The sequence below is a fragment of the Pseudomonas sp. Rh2 genome (assembly GCF_040762985.1).
Taxonomy (GTDB): Bacteria; Pseudomonadota; Gammaproteobacteria; order Pseudomonadales; family Pseudomonadaceae; genus Aquipseudomonas; species Aquipseudomonas taiwanensis.
This window is the reverse complement of the sequence record NZ_CP142890.1, coordinates 1,921,386-1,940,887: the sequence shown is the minus strand read 5'-3', so window position 1 is coordinate 1,940,887 and position 19,502 is coordinate 1,921,386. Positions and strand designations below refer to the sequence as shown.

Here is a 19,502-nt window from a genome sequence, read left to right as displayed (position 1 = left end):
CTTCAGTGATTGCGTTTGGCTCAGCCGCGAATCTCTGCCACGACCGCAGCCAAGGCTTTGGCCGGGTCTGCTGCCTGGCTGATCGGGCGTCCAATCACGAGGTAGTCCGACCCCGCATCCAGTGCCTGGCGCGGGGTCAGAATGCGACGCTGGTCGTCCTGGGCACTGCCCGCCGGGCGAATGCCTGGAGTGACCAGTTGCAACGAAGGATGTGCCGCCTTCAGCGCCGGAGCCTCAAGTGCCGAGCACACCAAACCGTCCATACCGGCCTTCTCTGCCAGAGCGGCCAGGCGCAGAACCTGCACTTGCGGGTCGACATCCAGACCGATGCCTGCCAAGTCTTCACGCTCCATGCTGGTGAGCACGGTCACGCCAATCAGCAGAGGCTGCGGCCCGCTGCGCTTGGCCAGCTCTTCACGGCAAGCCGACATCATGCGCAGGCCACCAGAGCAATGAACGTTGACCATCCACACACCCATCTCGGCTGCCGCCTTCACTGCCATGGCCGTGGTGTTGGGGATGTCATGGAACTTGAGGTCGAGGAACACTTCGAAACCCTTGGCGCAGAGGGTCTCGACGATGCCCGAGGCACTGCTGGTGAACAGTTCCTTGCCAACCTTTACCCGGCACAGGGCGGGGTCAAGCTGGTCAGCCAGCTTCAGGGCGGCCTCGCGGGTCGGGAAATCCAGGGCAACGATCAGGGGCGTCTGGCAGGCGGACATGGTCTGGGTCTCTTGGCAATTCGAAAACGGCGCGCATTGTAAACGATGTGGCACAGGCTTGGGTGGCCATGGGGCAGCAGAATTGGCCCAACGGGGACCGGCTCCTATAATTGAACCAACGGAGACAGCAATCGCTCAAAATTTGTACAAGCGATTGCATTGATGATAACAGGAGAACAACAGATGCCCTGGTATGCCTGGCTGATACTCATCATAGCCCTCGGCTCGATTGTCGGTGGGCTGATGTTGCTGCGAGATACGGCGAAGAAGCTGCCTTTGACGGAGGAGCAGCTTAGGAAAGTGCATGAGCGCAACGCTGAAGCAGATGCCAAGGATGCGCAGGATAGGTGAAAGATGCACGACCGGGCTGCAAACGGCGCTTATCTGGAGGCCCTATCGCCGGCTTGCCGGTAACAGGGCTGCAAAACGGCCCTATTACCGGCAGAGCACGCCCTGAGAGAACAGCGCCAACAATCGTTCGGCGCTACCTCCAGGCTTACTCGACCATTAACTTGCCCCGGTTCCTCTCGAGCAACGCATTGCCAATCCCTTTGATTTCCAGCAACTCATCCACCGACGTGAAAGGCCCATTAGCCTCCCGATAGGCCACAATGGCGTCAGCCTTGGCCTTGCCGATACCATTGAGTGCTTTCTGCAAGGTGGCCGCATCGGCCTTGTTCAAGTCCAGCCGCCCGGCTGGCGCCTCCATCTGGCTTACCAGCGGCACAGGCTCTTTCATGGCACCGATTTCAGCCGGTGCAGCGCTCAACGAAAAGGACAGGCCGGCGAACAACGGCAGCAGCAGGTAATTGAGGACGGTATTGCGCATGAGTAGTCACTCCTTTGAGTTGATTGGGTGTGCAGCTGTTTCCATCGCTGCCCCTTCAACCTAGCGACTCACGCGCAATACCACCAGCTTGATTGCAGTGGGATTTGTGACTGGATTAGACGTCACAACTTGTTGCGGTACAACTTCCTACATCAAGCGGGTACAACGCCTTCCTGGCAGTAAGATTGAGCACACCTGGCAGGCAAACACGGCGACTCCCGAAGTGCTGATTCACTCAAACACGTCAGCGTCTTCCAGTGCCTTACCTACTTGGTCCTTGGCAGACAACGTAGGTGCAAAGTCAATCGGCCATTCGATAGCGATCTGAGGGTCATCCCAGGCAATGCAACGTTCGCTCTTGGCCGAATAGAAGTCCGTGGTCTTGTAAACAAACTCAGCGGTCTCGCTCAAGGTCACGAAACCATGGGCAAACCCAGGGGGAATCCACAGCTGGTGATGATTCTGCGATGACAGCACGGCACCTACCCACTTGCCGAAGGTGGGCGAACCGCGACGGATATCCACCGCCACATCGAACACCTCGCCCTGAACCACACGAACCAGCTTACCCTGGGCGTGAGGCGGCAACTGATAATGCAAGCCGCGCAGCACGCCCTTCACAGAGCGGGAATGGTTGTCTTGAACGAAGTCCGGCTGCAGGCCAGTGACTTCGTTGAACACTCGAGCATTGAAACTCTCGTAGAAAAAGCCACGCTCATCGCCGAATACCTTGGGAGTGAACAGGATGACTTCAGGGATGGCCATTGGAATAGCGTGCATCAAAATACCTTCACTTCAAGCAGGTTTTGCAAGTACTTCCCGTAGCCGTTCTTCAGCAGCGGCTGTGCCAGGCGCGTCAGCTGTTCGGCGTCGATCCATCCAGCGCGGTAGCAAATTTCTTCCGGGCAGGCCACCTTGAGGCCTTGGCGGCGCTCCATGGTGGCGATGAATTGGCTCGCGTCTAGCAGGCTGTCGTGGGTACCGGTATCCAGCCAGGCATAACCACGGCCCATGATCTCGACTTGCAGTTGCTGCTGTTGCAGGTACAGGTTGTTCAGGTCCGTGATCTCAAGCTCACCCCGTGCAGACGGTTTCAGTTGCTTGGCCAGGTCTACCACCTGGTTATCGTAGAAATAGAGCCCGGTTACGGCGTAGTTGGATTTCGGGACTTTCGGCTTCTCTTCAATCGACAATACGCGCCCTGTTTCGTCGAACTCCGCGACACCGTAACGTTCGGGATCCTGAACGTGATACGCAAAGACCGATGCGCCGCTCTCTTGCTTATCGGCACTGAGTAACAGCGACTGGAAGTCATGGCCGTAGAAAATGTTGTCGCCTAGTACGAGAGCCGACGAAGCGTTGCCGATGAAGTCAGCCCCAATGGTGAAGGCCTGTGCCAAACCATCTGGACTAGGCTGCACGGCGTAAGTGAGGTTGATACCCCACTTACTACCATCGCCGAGCAACTGCTCAAAGCGCGGAGTGTCCTGCGGTGTTGAAATGATCAGGATGTCACGAATGCCCGCCAGCAACAGCGTGCTCAGCGGGTAATAGATCATCGGCTTGTCGTACACAGGCAACAACTGCTTGGATACCGACAGTGTCGCGGGGTGCAGGCGAGTGCCCGAGCCACCCGCCAGAATGAGTCCTTTGCGTGCCATAGGAATTCCTGTTACTGGATCTCGTCCAGCATCCGTTGCACACCTTGTTGCCAAGGAGGCATTTTGAGATTGAAGGTCTCTTCGAGTTTAGCCAATGCCAGCCGAGAATTTCGCGGGCGCGGGGCTGGAACCGGATACGCCTCGGTACTGATTGCACCAATCTGCTCGGCGCAAACCTTCAAGACAGCGCCGTTGCGGCTGGCATGCGCCAATACGAACTGAGCATAGGCATGCCAGTTGGTTTCACCAGCGGCGGCAAGATGGTATGTGCCAGCCAAATGGTTTGCATTCTGCTCGCGAAAAATCTGCCGCAGTATATGGGCGGTGACATCGGCGATCAGCTCAGCACCAGTCGGAGCGCCGAACTGGTCCGCGACCACGTTCAGCGAATCTCGCTCAGCCGCCAGACGCAGCATTGTCTTGGCGAAGTTATGACCGCGCGCAGCATATACCCAACTGGTGCGCAAGACCACGGCGCTGGCGCCGCTGCCTTGAATGGCCCGCTCACCGTCAAGCTTGGTACGACCGTACACGGACAATGGTCCGGTGGGGGCGTCTTCCTGCCATTGAGCCTGGCCGCTGCCATCAAAGACGTAGTCTGTCGAGTAGTGAATGAGCCATGCGCCCAGTTTTGCCGCCTCGCGCGCGAGCACACCTGGCGCTTCGGCGTTGATCTTGGCCGCGAGAGCTGGCTCGCTTTCGGCTTTGTCTACTGCCGTGTAGGCAGCTGCGTTGACGATCACGTCTGGAGCGACCGAGCGCACCGTTGCCGCCAAGCCATCAAGGTCATTGAGGTCTCCGCAAAAACCAGCATAGCCAGCGCGATCGAGCGCGATCACCTCACCTAGCGGCGCAAGCGAACGCTGCAACTCCCAACCGACTTGCCCGTTTTTGCCCAGAAGCAGAATTTTCACGCGTTACTCGCCCCGTATTGCAGCGCAACCCAGTCCCGGTAGCTGCCATCCATGACTCCCTTAACCCATTCCTGGTTGGCCAAGTACCAATTAACCGTTTTACGGATGCCGGACTCGAAAGTTTCGGCAGGCTTCCAACCGAGCTCGCGCTCGATCTTACGAGCGTCTATTGCATATCGGCGGTCGTGACCGGGACGGTCAGCTACGTAGGTGATGAGCTCAGCATAGTGCTCGACTGGCTTGCCGGTGGCCTGATTGATCACGTTGCGTGTAATTGCGGGAGCCAGTTCATCTAGCAGGCCGCATAGGGTGCGCACGATGTCGATGTTGGCCTTTTCGTTCCAGCCTCCGATGTTGTAAGTTTCGCCGCAAGTCCCGGCTTCCAGTACCCGGCGGATGCCCGAGCAGTGGTCCTCGACAAACAACCAGTCGCGGATCTGCTGACCGTCTCCGTATACCGGTAGTGCCTTACCAGCCAAGGCATTGACGATAATCAGGGGGATCAGTTTTTCCGGGAAGTGGAATGGGCCGTAGTTGTTCGAGCAGTTGGTGGTCAACACTGGCAGCCCATAAGTATGGTGATATGCACGCACCAAGTGATCACTTGCAGCCTTGGTGGCAGAGTAAGGACTGTTGGGTTGGTACTGATGCCCCTCAGTAAACGCCGGTTCGTCAGTTTTCAAGGACCCATAAACCTCATCGGTGGACACGTGTAGGAACCGAAATTCCATCCGACCTGGCTCCTCCAACCCCTGCCAGTAACCACGCACGGCCTCTAATAGTTGGAATGTGCCAACGATGTTGGTGTCGACGAAACCCTGCGGTCCATGGATTGAGCGGTCGACATGGGACTCAGCCGCAAAGTTCAGCACTGCACGCGGTCGATACTCGGCCAGCAGCTTCTGCACCGCTGGGCGGTCGCCAATATCGCCGTGTACGAATACATGCTTGGGATCGCCCTTTAAGCTTGACAAACTCTGCAAATTCCCTGCATACGTAAGCTTGTCCAGATTGACGATCATTTCGTCCATTTGGCTTACCCAGTTCAGTACGAAGTTCGCACCGATGAAGCCGGCACCGCCAGTTACCAAGATTGTCATAGGGAGCAAGGTCTCAAATATCTATCGGTTGAGGATGATTGCACGATTTTAGACGGAATCGCAGCGGGTGTGTTGTTGTCGCTCAACGAAAACCTATGCAGCCATAAGGGCCCCTGATCCGACGTGGCAGTTCGCCCGTTAATGCGTGATTGCTCCACTCGCTCAGTGACACTGAAAATTCGAAACCAAACAGCAACCTAACGGACACAGCGAGCAACCTTCTTCTTTGCGAATCCCGCAGGATTAGACAAATGGAACACCTCCCCTTCGTGGCAAGACGTAACGCCGCCACCTGGGACGATGCTCAAGGGCAACAGGACAGTAATCCTAAGCCAATAGACATCCTCTCGAGGTTAAGCGAATGACACATTCTGAAACGTCGTGGGTCAACCCAAAAAATATGTAACACGCCTTTCTACAGGAAAATCTTACTGGTAAAATTCTTCTCAAAATTCATCAAGCATTGACTTACGACGTGAAAAATACCATCCACATGCCCCATCGTGGCACAACGTTTAGTATATTCGAAGCGAATAATCAGGGAAGAGATTTTATAGTAGGCGACATTCATGGACACTTCGAATCACTAGAGACCTTACTAGGACGCGTTAACTTCAACTATTTAACAGACCGCGTTTTCGCGACTGGCGACATTATAGACCGGGGCCCTCTATCAAATCAGGTTATACACTGGCTAGATCAACCCTGGTTACACACAGTCCGAGGCAATCACGAACAAATGGCAATAGACGCCTACTACGGAGGAGGCGACAAGTTACGGCACTCTCGCAATGGGGGCGCCTGGTTTTATCAATGCCTCGAAAACATTCAAAATGAAATTGCCGCACGATTTCAGCGTCTGCCGATCGCAATCCAACTAACACTAAGAAATGGTAAAACCATTGGAATCATTCACGCCGAACTTCCGGACTGGGACAAAGGGTTAAGCTGGCAGCAAGGCCTCAAGCGACTTGAATCAGATGACGAGACGAAACGACAAATCGCGTTAACACAAGCTCTTTATGCACGGAGCCGAATAAACAACAAAAACACATCAAGCATTAATGGCCTTGACTTCCTGTACGTAGGGCACTCAACTGTCTCCGAGGTATTGCGCTTGGGCAATGTAATTTATCTTGACACAGGTTGCTCTTTCTCTGATGGGCGACTCACACTCATAGACCTACAAACTGGGACCCAATACTCAGCCTGAAAAATCACCACAATAACCCAGCACAAATAACCTGCGCTGGGTCAAAAATCAATTACATATCGACATCAAAACTCACGACGCCGTTGCTGGTACACCCAATCGACAATCTCACCCTCAGGGGAGTAACCACTGACCAGTCCCCTTAGAATTTGACGAACACGAACAAAATCCTCGACTCGAATTGCCTCCAACAAAATAGAAATGCTGTTTTTTAGCGAATCCCAATCCAAATAGTCTTCATTTGCCTTCATAATCATCGGATGCTGAGTGGCAGAAACATTATCCCCAATCAAAAGTTCTTCATACAATTTCTCTCCTGGACGTAAGCCGGTGAACTCGATGGCGATATCACCATACGGATTTTCATCGGACCGAACACTTAGCCCCGAGAGATTAATCATTTTTTCAGCCAAGTGGGCAATCCTTACTGGCTCACCCATGTCTAATACAAATACATCACCACCCTGCCCCATAGACCCTGCCTGGATAACTAGTTGAGCAGCTTCAGGAATGGTCATGAAATAGCGCGTGATTTTGGGATGCGTAACAGTGAGCGGACCACCTGCCTTGATTTGCTTATGAAATAGCGGAATTACAGATCCGGACGATCCTAAGACATTACCAAAACGGACCATGGTGAAACGAGTTTTGTTAACACGCGCAACATTGGTGGAGTCGCCAAACAAAATCGGAGCAACCTCCCTGCTTAGGGCTTGCAATACCATCTCCGCTAACCGCTTGGTACTTCCCATTACGTTAGTCGGACGCACCGCTTTATCTGTTGAGATAAGAACAAAATTAGCTACATTAGCTTGTAGCGCCGCCTGCGCAGTACTCAGAGTACCGACAACATTATTGAACACGCCCTCAGCTATATTATGCTCAACCATCGGAACATGCTTATAAGCAGCGGCATGATAAACGGTATCAACATGCCACATTGACATTGTCTCCAACAGCCGCCCTTGATCACGTATCGACCCCAAAAATGGAACAAGTCGAACTAGAAGCGCCTCCCGCTGAATACGTTGCTCTAACTCCGCATGAATACTATAAAGATTGAACTCGCTATGCTCAAACAGCAATAATGTTTTGGGCTTTAGCAGTAAAATCTGACGACAAAGCTCAGAGCCAATAGAGCCGCCAGCACCAGTTACCATCACAACTTTTCCCGTAACGCAGTGGGCTAACAGATTACTCTCCGCAGGCACTGTGTCTCGACCAAGCAAGTCGGCAATATCTACCTCTTGAATATCATCAACTTTCACTCGCCCACTGGCCAAATCCATTACACTCGGCACACTTCGAACATGCAAAGGAAACATCTCTAGTGCCGAGAGTACCTCCCGCCGCCGAGCTCGGGTAGCAGAAGGAATAGCTAACAGAACCTCTTCCGCACCCGTAACATCTATCATACGTTGGATATTTTTCCCGCTGAATACTTGCAATCCAGAAATTGCACGATCGGCAATAGACTCATCATCATCAATGAAGGCAACAGGACGCATAACTCTACCCATCCGTAGAGCTGCGAGTAGTTGGTTGCCTGCTGCGCCGGCGCCATAAATAGCGACTCTGGGTTGACCGTTGTCACGACTAGTGAACGGCACATGTTGTTTTGCCGCATACCAGTCACCTAAAAAATATTGGCGCATTAGAAGACGCAACCCGCCAATCATGACGAGACTGAGCCACCAATAGTTAAAAATGATAGAGCGCGGGACCACTGTTTTATGGTTGCTGTACCAATACACGATTAAAGCCAAGATTAATGCCGATAGACTTACAGCTTTAAAAATAGCAATAAGAGCATCAGTACCAAAGTATCGCATTACCGCACGGTACATACCAAATCGGACAAAAATCGGTATAGCGACCACGGAAGCAGAACCGAAAAGCCAAAGATGCCCTTCCAACGGGTTCTTCAACTCGTCCCAGCCTAGTCGAACGACGAAAGCCAACCAGAGTGCGAGCCAAACCAAGACCAAATCCGTCGCGACCTGTAGCCCGCGCTTGTAGCGCCGCGGAAGCTCAAGCATGAGCTTTCTCAATCTATCCATACCCTAGAAATAACCTCCTCTCAGCATACTACCGCACCGTGTCGCCCATTGCCCCGCAATCGCCCAATCCAAGCTAAGCGCTACATCTGCGAAAGCTATCATGGGACTACATTCTACATTAGCGCAACACACTTCTGCTCATGCTACCGCTGTTGCATTGAAACAAGGCACTGCCTGAGCAGGGTTTACGTGAAACGGCCGCCTGCCATGCTGGCGACACATACAACTCAACTCCAGAGGGATCAGCAGCCTGAGAAGGCAGGGAGGATCTACCTTTGGCAAAGCAGGCTGCACTGCTGCTTACAATGCGCTTGGCATACAGCGTTGGTCAACAATCGCACATCTGAGGCGCACCTTTGAACACCGCAAAATAAGAATTCTTTCGCCCAAAATGCATGCGACACGGGCCTGCAAAGCAGACCAAGCTTTAAGTTCTGCAGCAGCACCAGTGCCGCGACTGGACAATATTCTTAGGCACACCTCATTTACGAACTCGATCTCCAGCCCCTCTACCAGCCACGGTCATGAATATATATTTGAAATAGGAAAACAGAGTTAGGTTTCGAATCATCTTTTGGTCAGTCTCCGCAAGCAAAGCTGGCGTCGACATATCAATGTCGCTCACCTGCGCCAACCCAGTAATACCCGGGCGCACCTGATACACCCCACGCCTAGCACGCTCAGACGTGAGCTCATCTTGGTTAAATAAACCAGGGCGCGGCCCTACGAGGCTCATCTCACCCTTTAAAACGTTCCACAACTGAGGTAACTCATCTAGTTTAGTTTTACGCAGAAAACGCCCGAACGGAGTAATCGAGGCACTGCTCGCCAAATGTGTAGCAACCGATTCTGTATCAAGCTTCATAGTACGAAACTTCACAAGAGTAAATGGTTTTTGATAGCGCCCAACCCGAACCTGACAAAAAATAGGCGACCCGGTATCAAAATAACCTATGACAGTCAGAACAAGCAGCACAGGCAAACCTACCAGCAAGCCAACCACAGACAAAATGAAATCTAATGCTCGAATCAAAACTCCACCCCAACGAATGTAATACTAATCAAAAAAGCAACGCCTTAGGCTTTCCTTCACAGAATAAGGCGGCCTCCAGTCAAGTAACTCACATGTCCTACTTATATCAACCTGTAAAGAGCCAAGCAACCGCTGAGCCATCGACCTCTTCCCCAACACAACAAAAAGGAACCGCAAGATTTGTTGAGGCAGAGGAACTAAGATCAGAGGCTTTTTCATCGCGATGGCCACCTCACGCAACAGATCGGTGGTGGACAGATCTTCGTCGTCACCGGCCAGTAAAACCTGATTCGCCGCCGCAGGATGTTCAATACAACGAACAATTAAGTCAACAAGATTATCCACCCCTATCATAGTCCGCCTATTACGAACTGCACCAAGCGGCAGTGGGACCCCCTTCCCAATCAAACCGACCAACCTACCAAAATTGCCGGGCGCCCCTCGCCCGTAGACCAAAGGAGGTCGGATGATAACCACCTCTATCCCTGAATCCTTCTGAACTGACCACAATCCCTGCTCAGCTTCCCACTTAGACAACGCATAGGGTTCACAAGGGTTGGGAGGATCGCTGAATAAATAGGGACGAGAATTACCGTTACCATTAACACCAATTGAGCTTATGAATATAAAACGTTTAACGCCAGCCCCAGCCGCCTGCCTTGCCAAATTTAATGTACCAGCCACATTGACCTGACGATAAAGATCCAGCGAATCAGAAGCATCCTCCCTGACGATGTGCGCACGAGCAGCAACATGAATCACTACATCCACGCCGGCGAGAGCTTCCTCCCAGTTTGTTTGTCCATCCACTTCACCAATCAGCACCGAGTTTTCCATTACAGGACCTTTTACAGGCCAGCGCCGAACACATGCTACAGTGGTAAAATCATTTTGGCTCTGCAGATATTTCAATAAGTAACCACCAACAAAACCACTCGCGCCAGTAACCATGACCTTACAAGGTTTATCTAGCATCTACGAATGCTCCCATAACACAAAAAATCACACCCATCACAGCTTTCTTAATACAGACCCAAGCGCATAACAGCAAAAATAAAACATTGACTGCAGATAGCCAAGCCCGATATTTTTCCGATAATTTAACCATTGCCATTTGGCTGCCTTTAACTTGTTGCCAGACAAAGAGGCTCTTCTAACCAGATATCTCGCCAGCGGCGCCTCGCTTGGAACAAGCTCCGCAAAACCAACCTCAGCTATAGCTTCAACCCAGAACAGATAGTCCTCATGGCCTACCGATTTAAACCTGAGCGATGGCAGCCTCGCTCGATCATACATCGCTGTAAGGTTACCGATATGATTTCTAAACAGCATATCTTTGTAAAAAACCCTTTTCTTGGGACGCACCACTCCCAACTCATTGCCCGCCTCCGAAACACGAAAATAAGAGCAATACGTAATGGCGGAAGATTTCCGGACAGCAAAATCAAGTTGCCGTTCCAATTTGTCTTCGAGCCATTCGTCGTCACTATCGAGAAAAGCTACGAATCTACCCACTGCTCTCTCTAAAGCAACATTACGAGAAAATGCGACGCCCGAATTGACTGCATTACGCAAATAATGTATCCGAGGGTCCCGTTTAGAAAGCTCCAACGCTTCCTCGCCACTACCGTCCGTAGAGCAGTCATCCACAACTATCAGTTCCCAATTTTTATAAGTCTGCCTGAGAACTGATTCGACACTATTACGAAAGTAGGGCGCCGCATTGTACAGAGGCATTACAACGCTAACTTCGACTGAATGCGACACACACCCTCCTTTTAATAATATAAAGTAGGCGCTAAACCCCTTTGGGTGAAAGACCTCTAATCCGATCCACTAAAGCAAAAGGAAAGCGCCTAGAAACATTATACTTTTCACTATCAGCGCCAACCCAGTCGTAAGATGCCGCGTCAATCATCGCAACCTCGTCGCCAGACTGGAACAATTGAATATACCGTTTCTCATCCGCAGTGCATTCAGAATGATCCGAATCATCAATCACATGATGATCACCAGTAAGCAACGTTTCTAAAATAGCAGGATCAGCCCCTTGGTAAAACGAGCACTCCGTGACAGTTGCCGATCGCACAAATTGGGTGAAGATAGGTTCCCGAGCTGCTTTTGAGTAGAAATAACGAAGTGTCTTTTCTATTATTCTCGCCTCAGGACAATTAAGAACGTCATTGAAACAGACACTACTAAAATCATCAGGAGTCAATATATCGAAAGAAGCCTGCGCATGGCTATATGGAGACGGCCCTAAACAAACCACGGGCTTCCCTAGAACCCCAGCCTCAAAAATGGTATTGCTACCATTAAGAACCACGACATCCGACAAACGAATCAAGTCCTGAGTGCTCGTTTTGCTTGAACTCTCAATGAAGGCAACTCCCCGATCCTTGCACCATTGCCGGTAATGCTGCTCACACAAATGCGCAGATATTTTACCAAAGCTTACACTCCAGGACGGGTGGAACCTGACAAGCATATCGCGATAACTAAACCAACCATGGCTTACAGCAATATCCAACGCATCAGTATTATCCTTCCAGGCAGTCGCCCAATCTGGATGACCGAGCAGTTCATTCTTGCTACTTGGACAAACCAATACTTTAGGACCACTGGAACTGACCGGCCATTTACGAGTTTTCACTGCATCACTATTATATCTCTTCCACTCCAGCGGATTTCCACCAGTAAGTCGCTCTGCAGCTAGTTTCGCAGCAACTTTACACTGGTTTTCTGTCAAAGCCTTAGTGGAGAACACTTTGTTAATTTTATGGATACTTTCTAACGAAGAGCAGTTAGCATTCTTATTTAAAATGAGACCATGACCAAATAACGGGCGCTCGTGCGTAACAAATGGAATATTGGCAGTTTTGCAAGCCTCAATAACTGCGCGAGTCAGGTCCATTCTACCATTGAAAGCAATAACCGCATCTAACTGCCTATGCTCAATCCATTTTAATGCTGCATAGTAAAAGTTTACCGCGCTAGGGAGGAGATGATTTTTCTTGTCATCAACCAGTTTAGATTTCCGCTGCTCCCACGACTCCACACGCGTTAACGTGTATGAACTTGACTCGACAAAAACCTCGTGCTCTGTTTTAGGCTCACAACTCCCCCAATAGCGCCAAGCACTGTCGGTGTGATCAAAGGAAAAGGAGCGAAGCCCTCCTACGATGCATTTAACACATTCAGCACGTCCGGTCCCCTTCAGTTCTCGAAGATAACACTGCGCAGCATTAGCATCGCATACCAATGCGTAAGTTTCCCAACCAAGAGATTTAGCCATCCCCTCGAGATACTTTGCATGATGTGCGTGCGGACGATAAGGATATACGTTAACGAACCCAACCCTCATTTCACTACTCTCTTACTAAATACACCATACGAAAGGACTCTACGAAAATCCTTAACCGCTGCATAACAGAACAATGACGCCATATAAAATATAAAAAACACAAAATTCAAAGAATGCAACAAAGGCGCCAAAAGCAGAGTACCTAAACAAAAAACGATAATTACGAACCCTATTTTTGAAGCACCTTTTGATGCGAGCAGCATCATTAACCCCGAAAAACCTATGCCAGCCAAAACAAACGAGTACGCCAATAACCCCGACAATCCGTAATCATAATACAACCCTCCAGGAAGAGAGGAAAATAGCTCATAGTACACGTGTTTCGCCCCCTCAAGATCGATCGGCAAAAACTTAGAAAACAAAAACAAAATCGCATAAAAACTAATATTACCACCGCGTTCTGGATCAATGACAATCTCACTGGCAACCCAAAACGGGTGCAACAGGTATGCAAGTACTACATAGAAAAAGTTTAAAACATCCGCCCCCCATTCACCACTTGATAAACTCGTACTTGGTTCCTCAGCACCTAAATGCACTAAAATTGCGGATAGATATTCTGCTGAGTCAATCCCAACAGCTCTTGCCCTCAGTGAAAATATCGACAACGCGAAAATCAAAGCAAACAAGGAGGCGGGAAAAATAAACTTCAACGCCGAAAAGACCGATATAGCACGCCCAGAAGCGACATAGATAGAAAAGACAATTACTATATATGTCATCAAAGGAGTTCGCCCACCTAGAAGATAGGACGATGCAAAAACCACCATTATGAAAACTGCCTGCTTAAGAAAAAGCCTAAGACCTGTATCATTGAAAATAGAATTAAGCGCAGAGATTACAACAAAGCACTGCAAGACATTCCCAAGAAGACTAAAAACCGAAGATACTCCCCCTGCACTTTCAGCAGTAACTTTGTTTCTTATCTCTGCAGGCGACATGACAAGAAAATCAACGCCACGAAAGTAAACACGATCAATAATTATGAGAACAATACCAATAACAGACAATACAAAAGGCAAAAAGCTCCCACCTCTTGACTCTACACTTAAAAATTTCCCACCAAGAAGCCTTGAACCGACGCCAAAAAATCCAAAAGTAAAAATTAAAAAAGAACCAATGAATAGAAGCAATAGAACCACCCCATACGCAACACCTTCCGGGCCTGAGAACGGGAAAAGAATAGCAGCCAAAGCATAAACAAAAATAAACGAGCAGCAAACCAACACCGGTTTTAAATATATATCATAACAACTTACCATGTCAGCCCCACGAGCATTAAAATACACATAACCTAAAATAGCTTACGCCATCACCCGACAACCCCCAAAACTCACACCGCATTAGAAACTAAAGGCGTCATCAACGACCAAATTTTGGCCACAGATATACTTTGAATGCTCCGAGAGCAAAAACGTTACCGCTCCTACAATATCAGAGGAGTCAAGCATACCTTTACCTCTACAATAGCTATTGTATCTGTCCAAAAAAGCGTTATCTTGACCCGCCAAAATACCTCCAGGACTAACACAGTTCACTCGAAATCGAGACCCTTTTGTAAATGCAGTAACATAACCCACAAGATGCTGTAGTGCAGACTTAATGGCTGCATACTCAACAGGCATAGTCATTTCCGTGTTAGCATAAACATCAAAACGTGGAGGCATGACGCCATAGATAGAGGACATATTAACAAGCGAGAACTCTTTCTGCGACTCTACAGAGTACTTTGCACATTGCTGCATAAACAGGAAGTACCCACCAAGATGAAGAGATACGTTCTCACAAAAATTCTCATACGTTACATCGAAGAACTTACTACCGTAACTTGAATTGCGCGGATACGCAGTGTTAACCGCACCATCTACAGAACCAAAACGCTCTAACGCCACAGCAATTATTGCCTGAATAGAAAAAACATCGGCAATATCACCTTCCATAATGACGAGCTTATTATTACCGTACTCTTCCTTGATGCAACGCAGACTTTTTTCGTTGCAATCAACTGCAACTACATTCGCGCCACCTTTTAACACTTCGGAGACTATTTCCCTTCCCAAACGCCCTGCAGCACCAATAACAATAATCGTTTTATTATTAAGTTCCATTACTTTCTCTCAGAAAAAAGTGCTTTCGCCACTATAAAATCAAACTCATCATCAATATCTACAGCACGCTCTTTCGGCACTACTACTGACTTAACACTACCTGCAAAGAGGCTAGAATTCTGTAAAATAAAATCCGGACGAGAGACGTATGCAACAGTGGTCATGTCATAGGCAACTGGTGCATCTTGTCTACGGCGAATGGCATCGCTTCTGAGCATCACCGTGCTATGACCTGATTCATCGCGGAGGAGCATATTGAAATATGGACTACGCGCCGCCGGGGTAACTGTGACAACTACATCCGTACTTTCGTCAAGCTCCGCAAGGCAGCGCTCAACGTCATCTTTAGCTCTTAAGGGACTGGTGGCTGGCAAGCTCAAGAACACATCAAAACTGTCTCCACGCTCGCGTAGACAATTTATAGCGTGCTGCCAAGCCAGCCATTCTGAGGCTGTATCGCTGGCTAGCTCTTGCGGCCTTCTAATTACTTCTGCTGAAAAACTCTCAGCGATTTTTGCAATCTCATCACAATCCGTAGATACGAAAATTTTCTCTACGGACATCAACTGTCGCGCTACCTGTATGGAATGCCCGACCAGAGGCACACCGCCCAGTAGCTTAACATTCTTACCTGGTAGACCTTTTGATCCACCCCGCGCAAAAATAAATGCGTAGACACTCATGGATGCTCCCCACCAACTTTTACAACTTTCCGACTTGAAGACGAGTTTTTTAATGCCTCTACCAATTCCATCACACTCATGGCCTGATAGATATCTACCGCCGGACTCAACAGGCCATCAGCCACTTTTGAAAAGTGGGAGATCTCATCCAAGTACATAGTGTTTCGATCGTAATCAGGTCCACTAAAAAGCACCTGCTCTTCACCGGAAGCACCACGGAGCACAATGGAGTTACACATGACATCCCAAATTAGAGTACCAAGCTCTCCAACAATTTTACAAGTTCTAGCAGGCTTACGCTGAAGGAAGTCCATCTGAATTATAGCTACTAGTCCATCTTCACGGCTCAATATCGCATAAGCACCATCTTCTACATCGACCTCAAGAATTCCAGAGTTTGAAGTTACGCAATAAGCAGAATCAAAAGATCCAAAGAACCAAATTAGGTAGTCGAGTTCATGACTCAACTCTAAAATCACGCCCCCACCCAAACGCTTTTGCGCGGAAACGTTAAGCCTATAGTCAGTTGACGGCCTCCAATCCGGCAAATACTGACCAACATCAATCGTGACCCTAAGGACACGCCCCAAAATGCTGTCACCCAATAGTTCTTTGAGCTTAATCGCCGACGGCATGTACCTAAGGTTATATGCAACTTCGATCTTATCTTTATTAGCTTCAAGAACCCCTTTAAACGTAGAGAGCGCTCCCAAAGAGTCAGACAGCGGCTTTTCTACTAACGTAGGAATTCCGGCCTTTAATAACGTTGCGGCTTGTTCTGCATGAAATGGTGCGGGTGATGCCACAACGGCTAAATCCGGTTTCGCAGTAATCGCTTGCTCGATATCAGTGTAAACAGCATCAGCGCCGACCTCCTCTGCACTAACCGCTCGCCCAGAGGCAGATATGCAGAAAACCCGCGCATCGTCATAGAGCGACTTGATGTTCGCTATATGCCGCCGAGCAATACTGCCAGAGCCTATAACGAGATACTTCTTGGGCGCCCTCATAGACTTCCAAACTCTTGCTGGGCTCGCTGAAAATCTTCCATCCTACCAATGTCGAGCCAATATTCATGGACCGGAAACATATTAACATCCTTATTATTTGCTATTTCCTGTTCCAACAGTGTAGGCATGTCAATCCGCGTACCAGGATCAACACTCTTAACTAATTCAGGATCGAGTAAGTAGATACCGGCATTTATAAAGAAACGATAGGAAGGTTTCTCAACCATCGAGCGAATTTTATGTCCCTCGCTTTGGATCACACCGTAGGGTACGCAGTGCTCGTATTCCCGCACACACATGGTCGCGACACCTCTGTGTTCTTGGTGAAATTCGAGCAAACTTTGAAAGTCCAAGGTAGTTAGGAGATCCCCGTTCATCATAAAGATGGGAAGATCTATTTCTTCATGGGGCAACAACCCCAACGCACCGCCGGTACCCAAAGGCTCCTCTTCGTGCACATATCGGATACTTACACCCCAATTACTGCCGTCTCCAAAATGTTCATGCAGCATTTCCGGCATATAGTGGGTTGAAATAAAGAATCGATGAAAACCCGCGGCAATGAATCGTTCTAGAATCAGCTCCAGAATGGGTTTATCGCCTACTTTGAGAAGTGGCTTCGGACAATTATGAGTCAGCGGTCTGAGCCGAGTACCAAAACCACCTGCCATCAGAAAAACGGGGTTATCATACTGCTTTTTCTGCAGCAGATCTTGTAAATTCTCTAAGCCTATAACCTGGCCGCTTTGATTGAGAACCGGCAGTTGAAGAAGCTGATGTTTCTCCATCTCCGCAAGTATACGCTCTCTGCTCCAATCCCTAGCTGCCGCACGTGGAGTACTGCACATTACACTACTGACTTTTGTATCGAGCGGTAAGTGCTTCAGCAACGCTCGGCGCACATCGCCATCAGTCAATGTGCCCAACAGTTTGTTCTGGCCATCAACCACCATGACAATCCGCAATGCTTCTTTGTCTAGTGTTGAGATAGCTTCTTCCAAAGAGGCATCCGGACCGATAAGTGTAGATTCCCATTGTTTCATTAAAAACCTTCCTATGTTCTCAACTAGTACTGGCGACGCGCAGCTGTACCAATTAGCGTGTGGCCAGCAGGCAGATCGCGCACCAGCACTGCAGCAGCTCCAACAATGGCGCACTCACCAACCGAAACCCCCTGAATCACGGTGGCACCGCTCCCTATGAAGGCTAGATCGCCGACCTTAACGTTGCCGCATAGGGTCGCCCCAGGCGCGACGTGTACATGCTCGCCTAACCGGCAGTCATGATCCACGCTTGCACAGGTGTTGATGATCGAATTACAGCTCACGACCACATCCGCTTGAATCACCGCTCCAGCCATCACTTGTACGCCTTCACCGAGCGTTGCGCTAGCATCCACCCAAGCAGATGGATGCACCAGTGCAGGGAAGACAAATCCCTTGCCGCTGAGACGTTCAAACAGCCGGCGGCGACCTTCACCTCCTACTGTCTGACCAATACCGTTGATCAACCCGATGGAGCCTGGTTCAAAAGCGTCAAGCGCATCATCGCCACCTAAAACTTGAATACCTCGCCATTGCATACCCTTATGTTGTGATAGCTCGAGGTCGCATATCCCGACGACCTCAAGCCCAGAGGCTTGAGCTAAGGAAAGCAGTACTTTGGCATGCCCTCCTGCTCCCAACATGACCAGTGGTAGCTCTTTGCCAGGCAAAGTACTCATAATTCTATCGTCTCACCGGTGCCATAGCCACGCTTGGCATGCTTGCCCACCAAGCCCCACAATGCGGTGGGAGGGATACCATGACCACTACGGGCGGTTGTAAGATCTTCGCGCGAAAAAACCGCACCAGCAGAAATAGGTCGAGCTGCGACCACCTGCTGACGCGCAGCCTTACGAGTATCCCACTCACTTACCTGTGGAGACTTATGGCCATCACCCAGCGCAAGCTCAAGGGAGCGGATATCTGCAACCATTTGACGCAGTTCATTGGGCTCCAACGAGGCTTTATGGTCAGGGCCAGGTAATGCGCGATCGAGCGTAAAGTGCTTCTCAATCACCTTTGCGCCTCGAGCAACTGCTGCGATCGGAATCAAGCAGCCTTCCGTATGATCCGAATAACCAACCTCTAAACCAAACGCAGTGGCCAATGTATCCATAGCCCTTAGATTTACTTCGTTCGAGGGTGTTGGGTATTGTGACGTGCAATGCAGAAGCGTGACATGCCCTCTCAACCGTTGGCGAACATTTTGGCATCCCCAATTTCGCCAAACTTCATCCATGTCTTGCGGCTCATGAGAATACTCAAGTGCGTGAGCGACAATAGCCAGGCCTTGCTCAACCTCAGAAAGTGTAGCCATGCCGGTTGAGAGAATCAGTCTTTTACCAGTTTTCGCGAAGTGCCATAGCAGCGGGCCATTGGTTAGCTCGCCGGACGGGACTTTGAATAGCGGCATGTCCAGTGTTGATAAAAAAACTAAGCTCTCTGAATCAAACGCTGTAGACAAGAACTCGATGCCCTTCAGTCGTGCGTGCGTTTGTAACTCTTGATGCCAAGCCTTGGGTAGCTCCAATTTTTTGAGCATTTCCAGTTGGCTTTCTGACTCATCACCACTCTGTTTTTGATAGGCTGCTTTAGGTGCCTTTTTCGAAGCTAAACGTTCAGCATCAAAAGTTTGAAACTTAACTGCGTCCACGCCAGCGGCTGCGGCGGCGTCCACCAACGAAAAAGCCAGGTCCCGATCCCCATTATGGTTCACCCCTGCCTCTGCAATTATATAAACGGAGTCTTTTATATGCTTCAT

20 protein-coding genes are annotated in these 19,502 nt (G+C 49.6%); 2 read left to right on the top strand and 18 right to left on the bottom strand.

What is annotated here, in order from left to right; genetic code table 11:
• Positions 1-20: 20 nt before the first annotated feature.
• Positions 21-722, bottom strand: coding sequence for an orotidine-5'-phosphate decarboxylase (gene pyrF / locus VXM67_RS08780; protein WP_023379299.1), 702 nt, complete (start codon positions 720-722; stop codon positions 21-23).
• A 183-nt stretch (positions 723-905) separates the two neighbouring features.
• On the opposite strand from pyrF, the gene VXM67_RS08775 reads away from it, so the two are divergent.
• Positions 906-1,073: a DUF2897 family protein gene (locus VXM67_RS08775; protein WP_010952850.1), complete on the top strand. Its 168-nt coding sequence runs from the start codon at positions 906-908 to the stop codon at positions 1,071-1,073.
• Between the two features lie 145 nt (positions 1,074-1,218).
• Here the strand turns inward: VXM67_RS08775 and VXM67_RS08770 are convergent, their stop codons facing one another.
• The 5 genes from VXM67_RS08770 to rfbB all read right to left on the bottom strand — a co-directional run bounded on the left by VXM67_RS08770 (position 1,219) and on the right by rfbB (position 5,226).
• Positions 1,219-1,551, bottom strand: a complete 333-nt coding sequence (locus tag VXM67_RS08770; protein ID WP_186598682.1) for a helix-hairpin-helix domain-containing protein — start codon at positions 1,549-1,551, stop codon at positions 1,219-1,221.
• 231 nt (positions 1,552-1,782) lie between these two features.
• Positions 1,783-2,331, bottom strand: a complete 549-nt coding sequence (rfbC, locus tag VXM67_RS08765; RefSeq protein WP_027907237.1) for a dTDP-4-dehydrorhamnose 3,5-epimerase — start codon at positions 2,329-2,331, stop codon at positions 1,783-1,785.
• Complete coding sequence (rfbA, locus tag VXM67_RS08760) at positions 2,331-3,212, bottom strand: glucose-1-phosphate thymidylyltransferase RfbA (protein ID WP_367237618.1); 882 nt, start codon at positions 3,210-3,212, stop codon at positions 2,331-2,333. Before rfbA ends, rfbC begins: the two co-directional genes overlap by 1 nt.
• Positions 3,213-3,223: 11 nt before the next feature.
• Positions 3,224-4,126: a dTDP-4-dehydrorhamnose reductase gene (gene rfbD, locus VXM67_RS08755; protein ID WP_367237617.1), complete on the bottom strand. Its 903-nt coding sequence runs from the start codon at positions 4,124-4,126 to the stop codon at positions 3,224-3,226.
• Positions 4,123-5,226 (bottom strand): dTDP-glucose 4,6-dehydratase, encoded by a 1,104-nt coding sequence (rfbB, locus tag VXM67_RS08750; RefSeq protein WP_367237616.1) that lies wholly within the window; start codon positions 5,224-5,226, stop codon positions 4,123-4,125. The genes rfbD and rfbB overlap by 4 nt, the downstream gene beginning before the upstream one ends.
• Positions 5,227-5,719: 493 nt before the next feature.
• On the opposite strand from rfbB, the gene VXM67_RS08745 reads away from it, so the two are divergent.
• Complete coding sequence (locus tag VXM67_RS08745; protein ID WP_367237705.1) at positions 5,720-6,439, top strand: metallophosphoesterase; 720 nt, start codon at positions 5,720-5,722, stop codon at positions 6,437-6,439.
• A 65-nt stretch (positions 6,440-6,504) separates the two neighbouring features.
• Here VXM67_RS08745 and VXM67_RS08740 read toward each other — a convergent pair whose 3' ends face one another.
• The 12 genes from VXM67_RS08740 to neuB form a co-directional block, all read right to left on the bottom strand.
• The gene (locus VXM67_RS08740; RefSeq protein WP_367237615.1) at positions 6,505-8,499 is read right to left on the bottom strand and encodes a polysaccharide biosynthesis protein; all 1,995 of its coding nucleotides are present in this window, start codon (positions 8,497-8,499) and stop codon (positions 6,505-6,507) included.
• A gap of 481 nt (positions 8,500-8,980) precedes the next feature.
• Positions 8,981-9,532 carry a sugar transferase gene (locus VXM67_RS08735; RefSeq protein WP_367237614.1) on the bottom strand — a complete coding sequence of 184 codons (552 nt, stop codon included), beginning with the start codon at positions 9,530-9,532 and terminating at the stop codon, positions 8,981-8,983.
• Between the two features lie 24 nt (positions 9,533-9,556).
• Positions 9,557-10,507 carry a UDP-glucose 4-epimerase family protein gene (locus VXM67_RS08730; protein WP_367237613.1) on the bottom strand — a complete coding sequence of 317 codons (951 nt, stop codon included), beginning with the start codon at positions 10,505-10,507 and terminating at the stop codon, positions 9,557-9,559.
• A 36-nt stretch (positions 10,508-10,543) separates the two neighbouring features.
• Positions 10,544-11,299 (bottom strand): glycosyltransferase family 2 protein, encoded by a 756-nt coding sequence (locus VXM67_RS08725; RefSeq protein WP_367237612.1) that lies wholly within the window; start codon positions 11,297-11,299, stop codon positions 10,544-10,546.
• Between the two features lie 31 nt (positions 11,300-11,330).
• On the bottom strand, positions 11,331-12,827 hold the full coding sequence (locus tag VXM67_RS08720) for a hypothetical protein (RefSeq protein WP_367237611.1): 1,497 nt from the start codon (positions 12,825-12,827) through the stop codon (positions 11,331-11,333).
• A 65-nt stretch (positions 12,828-12,892) separates the two neighbouring features.
• Positions 12,893-14,158 carry a hypothetical protein gene (locus VXM67_RS08715; protein WP_367237610.1) on the bottom strand — a complete coding sequence of 422 codons (1,266 nt, stop codon included), beginning with the start codon at positions 14,156-14,158 and terminating at the stop codon, positions 12,893-12,895.
• Between the two features lie 81 nt (positions 14,159-14,239).
• Complete coding sequence (locus VXM67_RS08710; protein WP_367237609.1) at positions 14,240-15,004, bottom strand: oxidoreductase; 765 nt, start codon at positions 15,002-15,004, stop codon at positions 14,240-14,242.
• On the bottom strand, positions 15,004-15,687 hold the full coding sequence (locus VXM67_RS08705) for an acylneuraminate cytidylyltransferase family protein (RefSeq protein WP_367237608.1): 684 nt from the start codon (positions 15,685-15,687) through the stop codon (positions 15,004-15,006). The genes VXM67_RS08710 and VXM67_RS08705 overlap by 1 nt, the downstream gene beginning before the upstream one ends.
• Positions 15,684-16,697, bottom strand: coding sequence for a Gfo/Idh/MocA family protein (locus VXM67_RS08700; protein ID WP_367237607.1), 1,014 nt, complete (start codon positions 16,695-16,697; stop codon positions 15,684-15,686). The genes VXM67_RS08705 and VXM67_RS08700 overlap by 4 nt, the downstream gene beginning before the upstream one ends.
• Positions 16,694-17,740 (bottom strand): nucleotidyltransferase family protein, encoded by a 1,047-nt coding sequence (locus VXM67_RS08695; protein ID WP_367237606.1) that lies wholly within the window; start codon positions 17,738-17,740, stop codon positions 16,694-16,696. The genes VXM67_RS08700 and VXM67_RS08695 overlap by 4 nt, the downstream gene beginning before the upstream one ends.
• A gap of 23 nt (positions 17,741-17,763) precedes the next feature.
• The gene (locus tag VXM67_RS08690) at positions 17,764-18,420 is read right to left on the bottom strand and encodes an acetyltransferase (RefSeq protein WP_367237605.1); all 657 of its coding nucleotides are present in this window, start codon (positions 18,418-18,420) and stop codon (positions 17,764-17,766) included.
• Positions 18,417-19,502: an N-acetylneuraminate synthase gene (gene neuB, locus VXM67_RS08685; protein ID WP_367237604.1), complete on the bottom strand. Its 1,086-nt coding sequence runs from the start codon at positions 19,500-19,502 to the stop codon at positions 18,417-18,419. The genes VXM67_RS08690 and neuB overlap by 4 nt, the downstream gene beginning before the upstream one ends.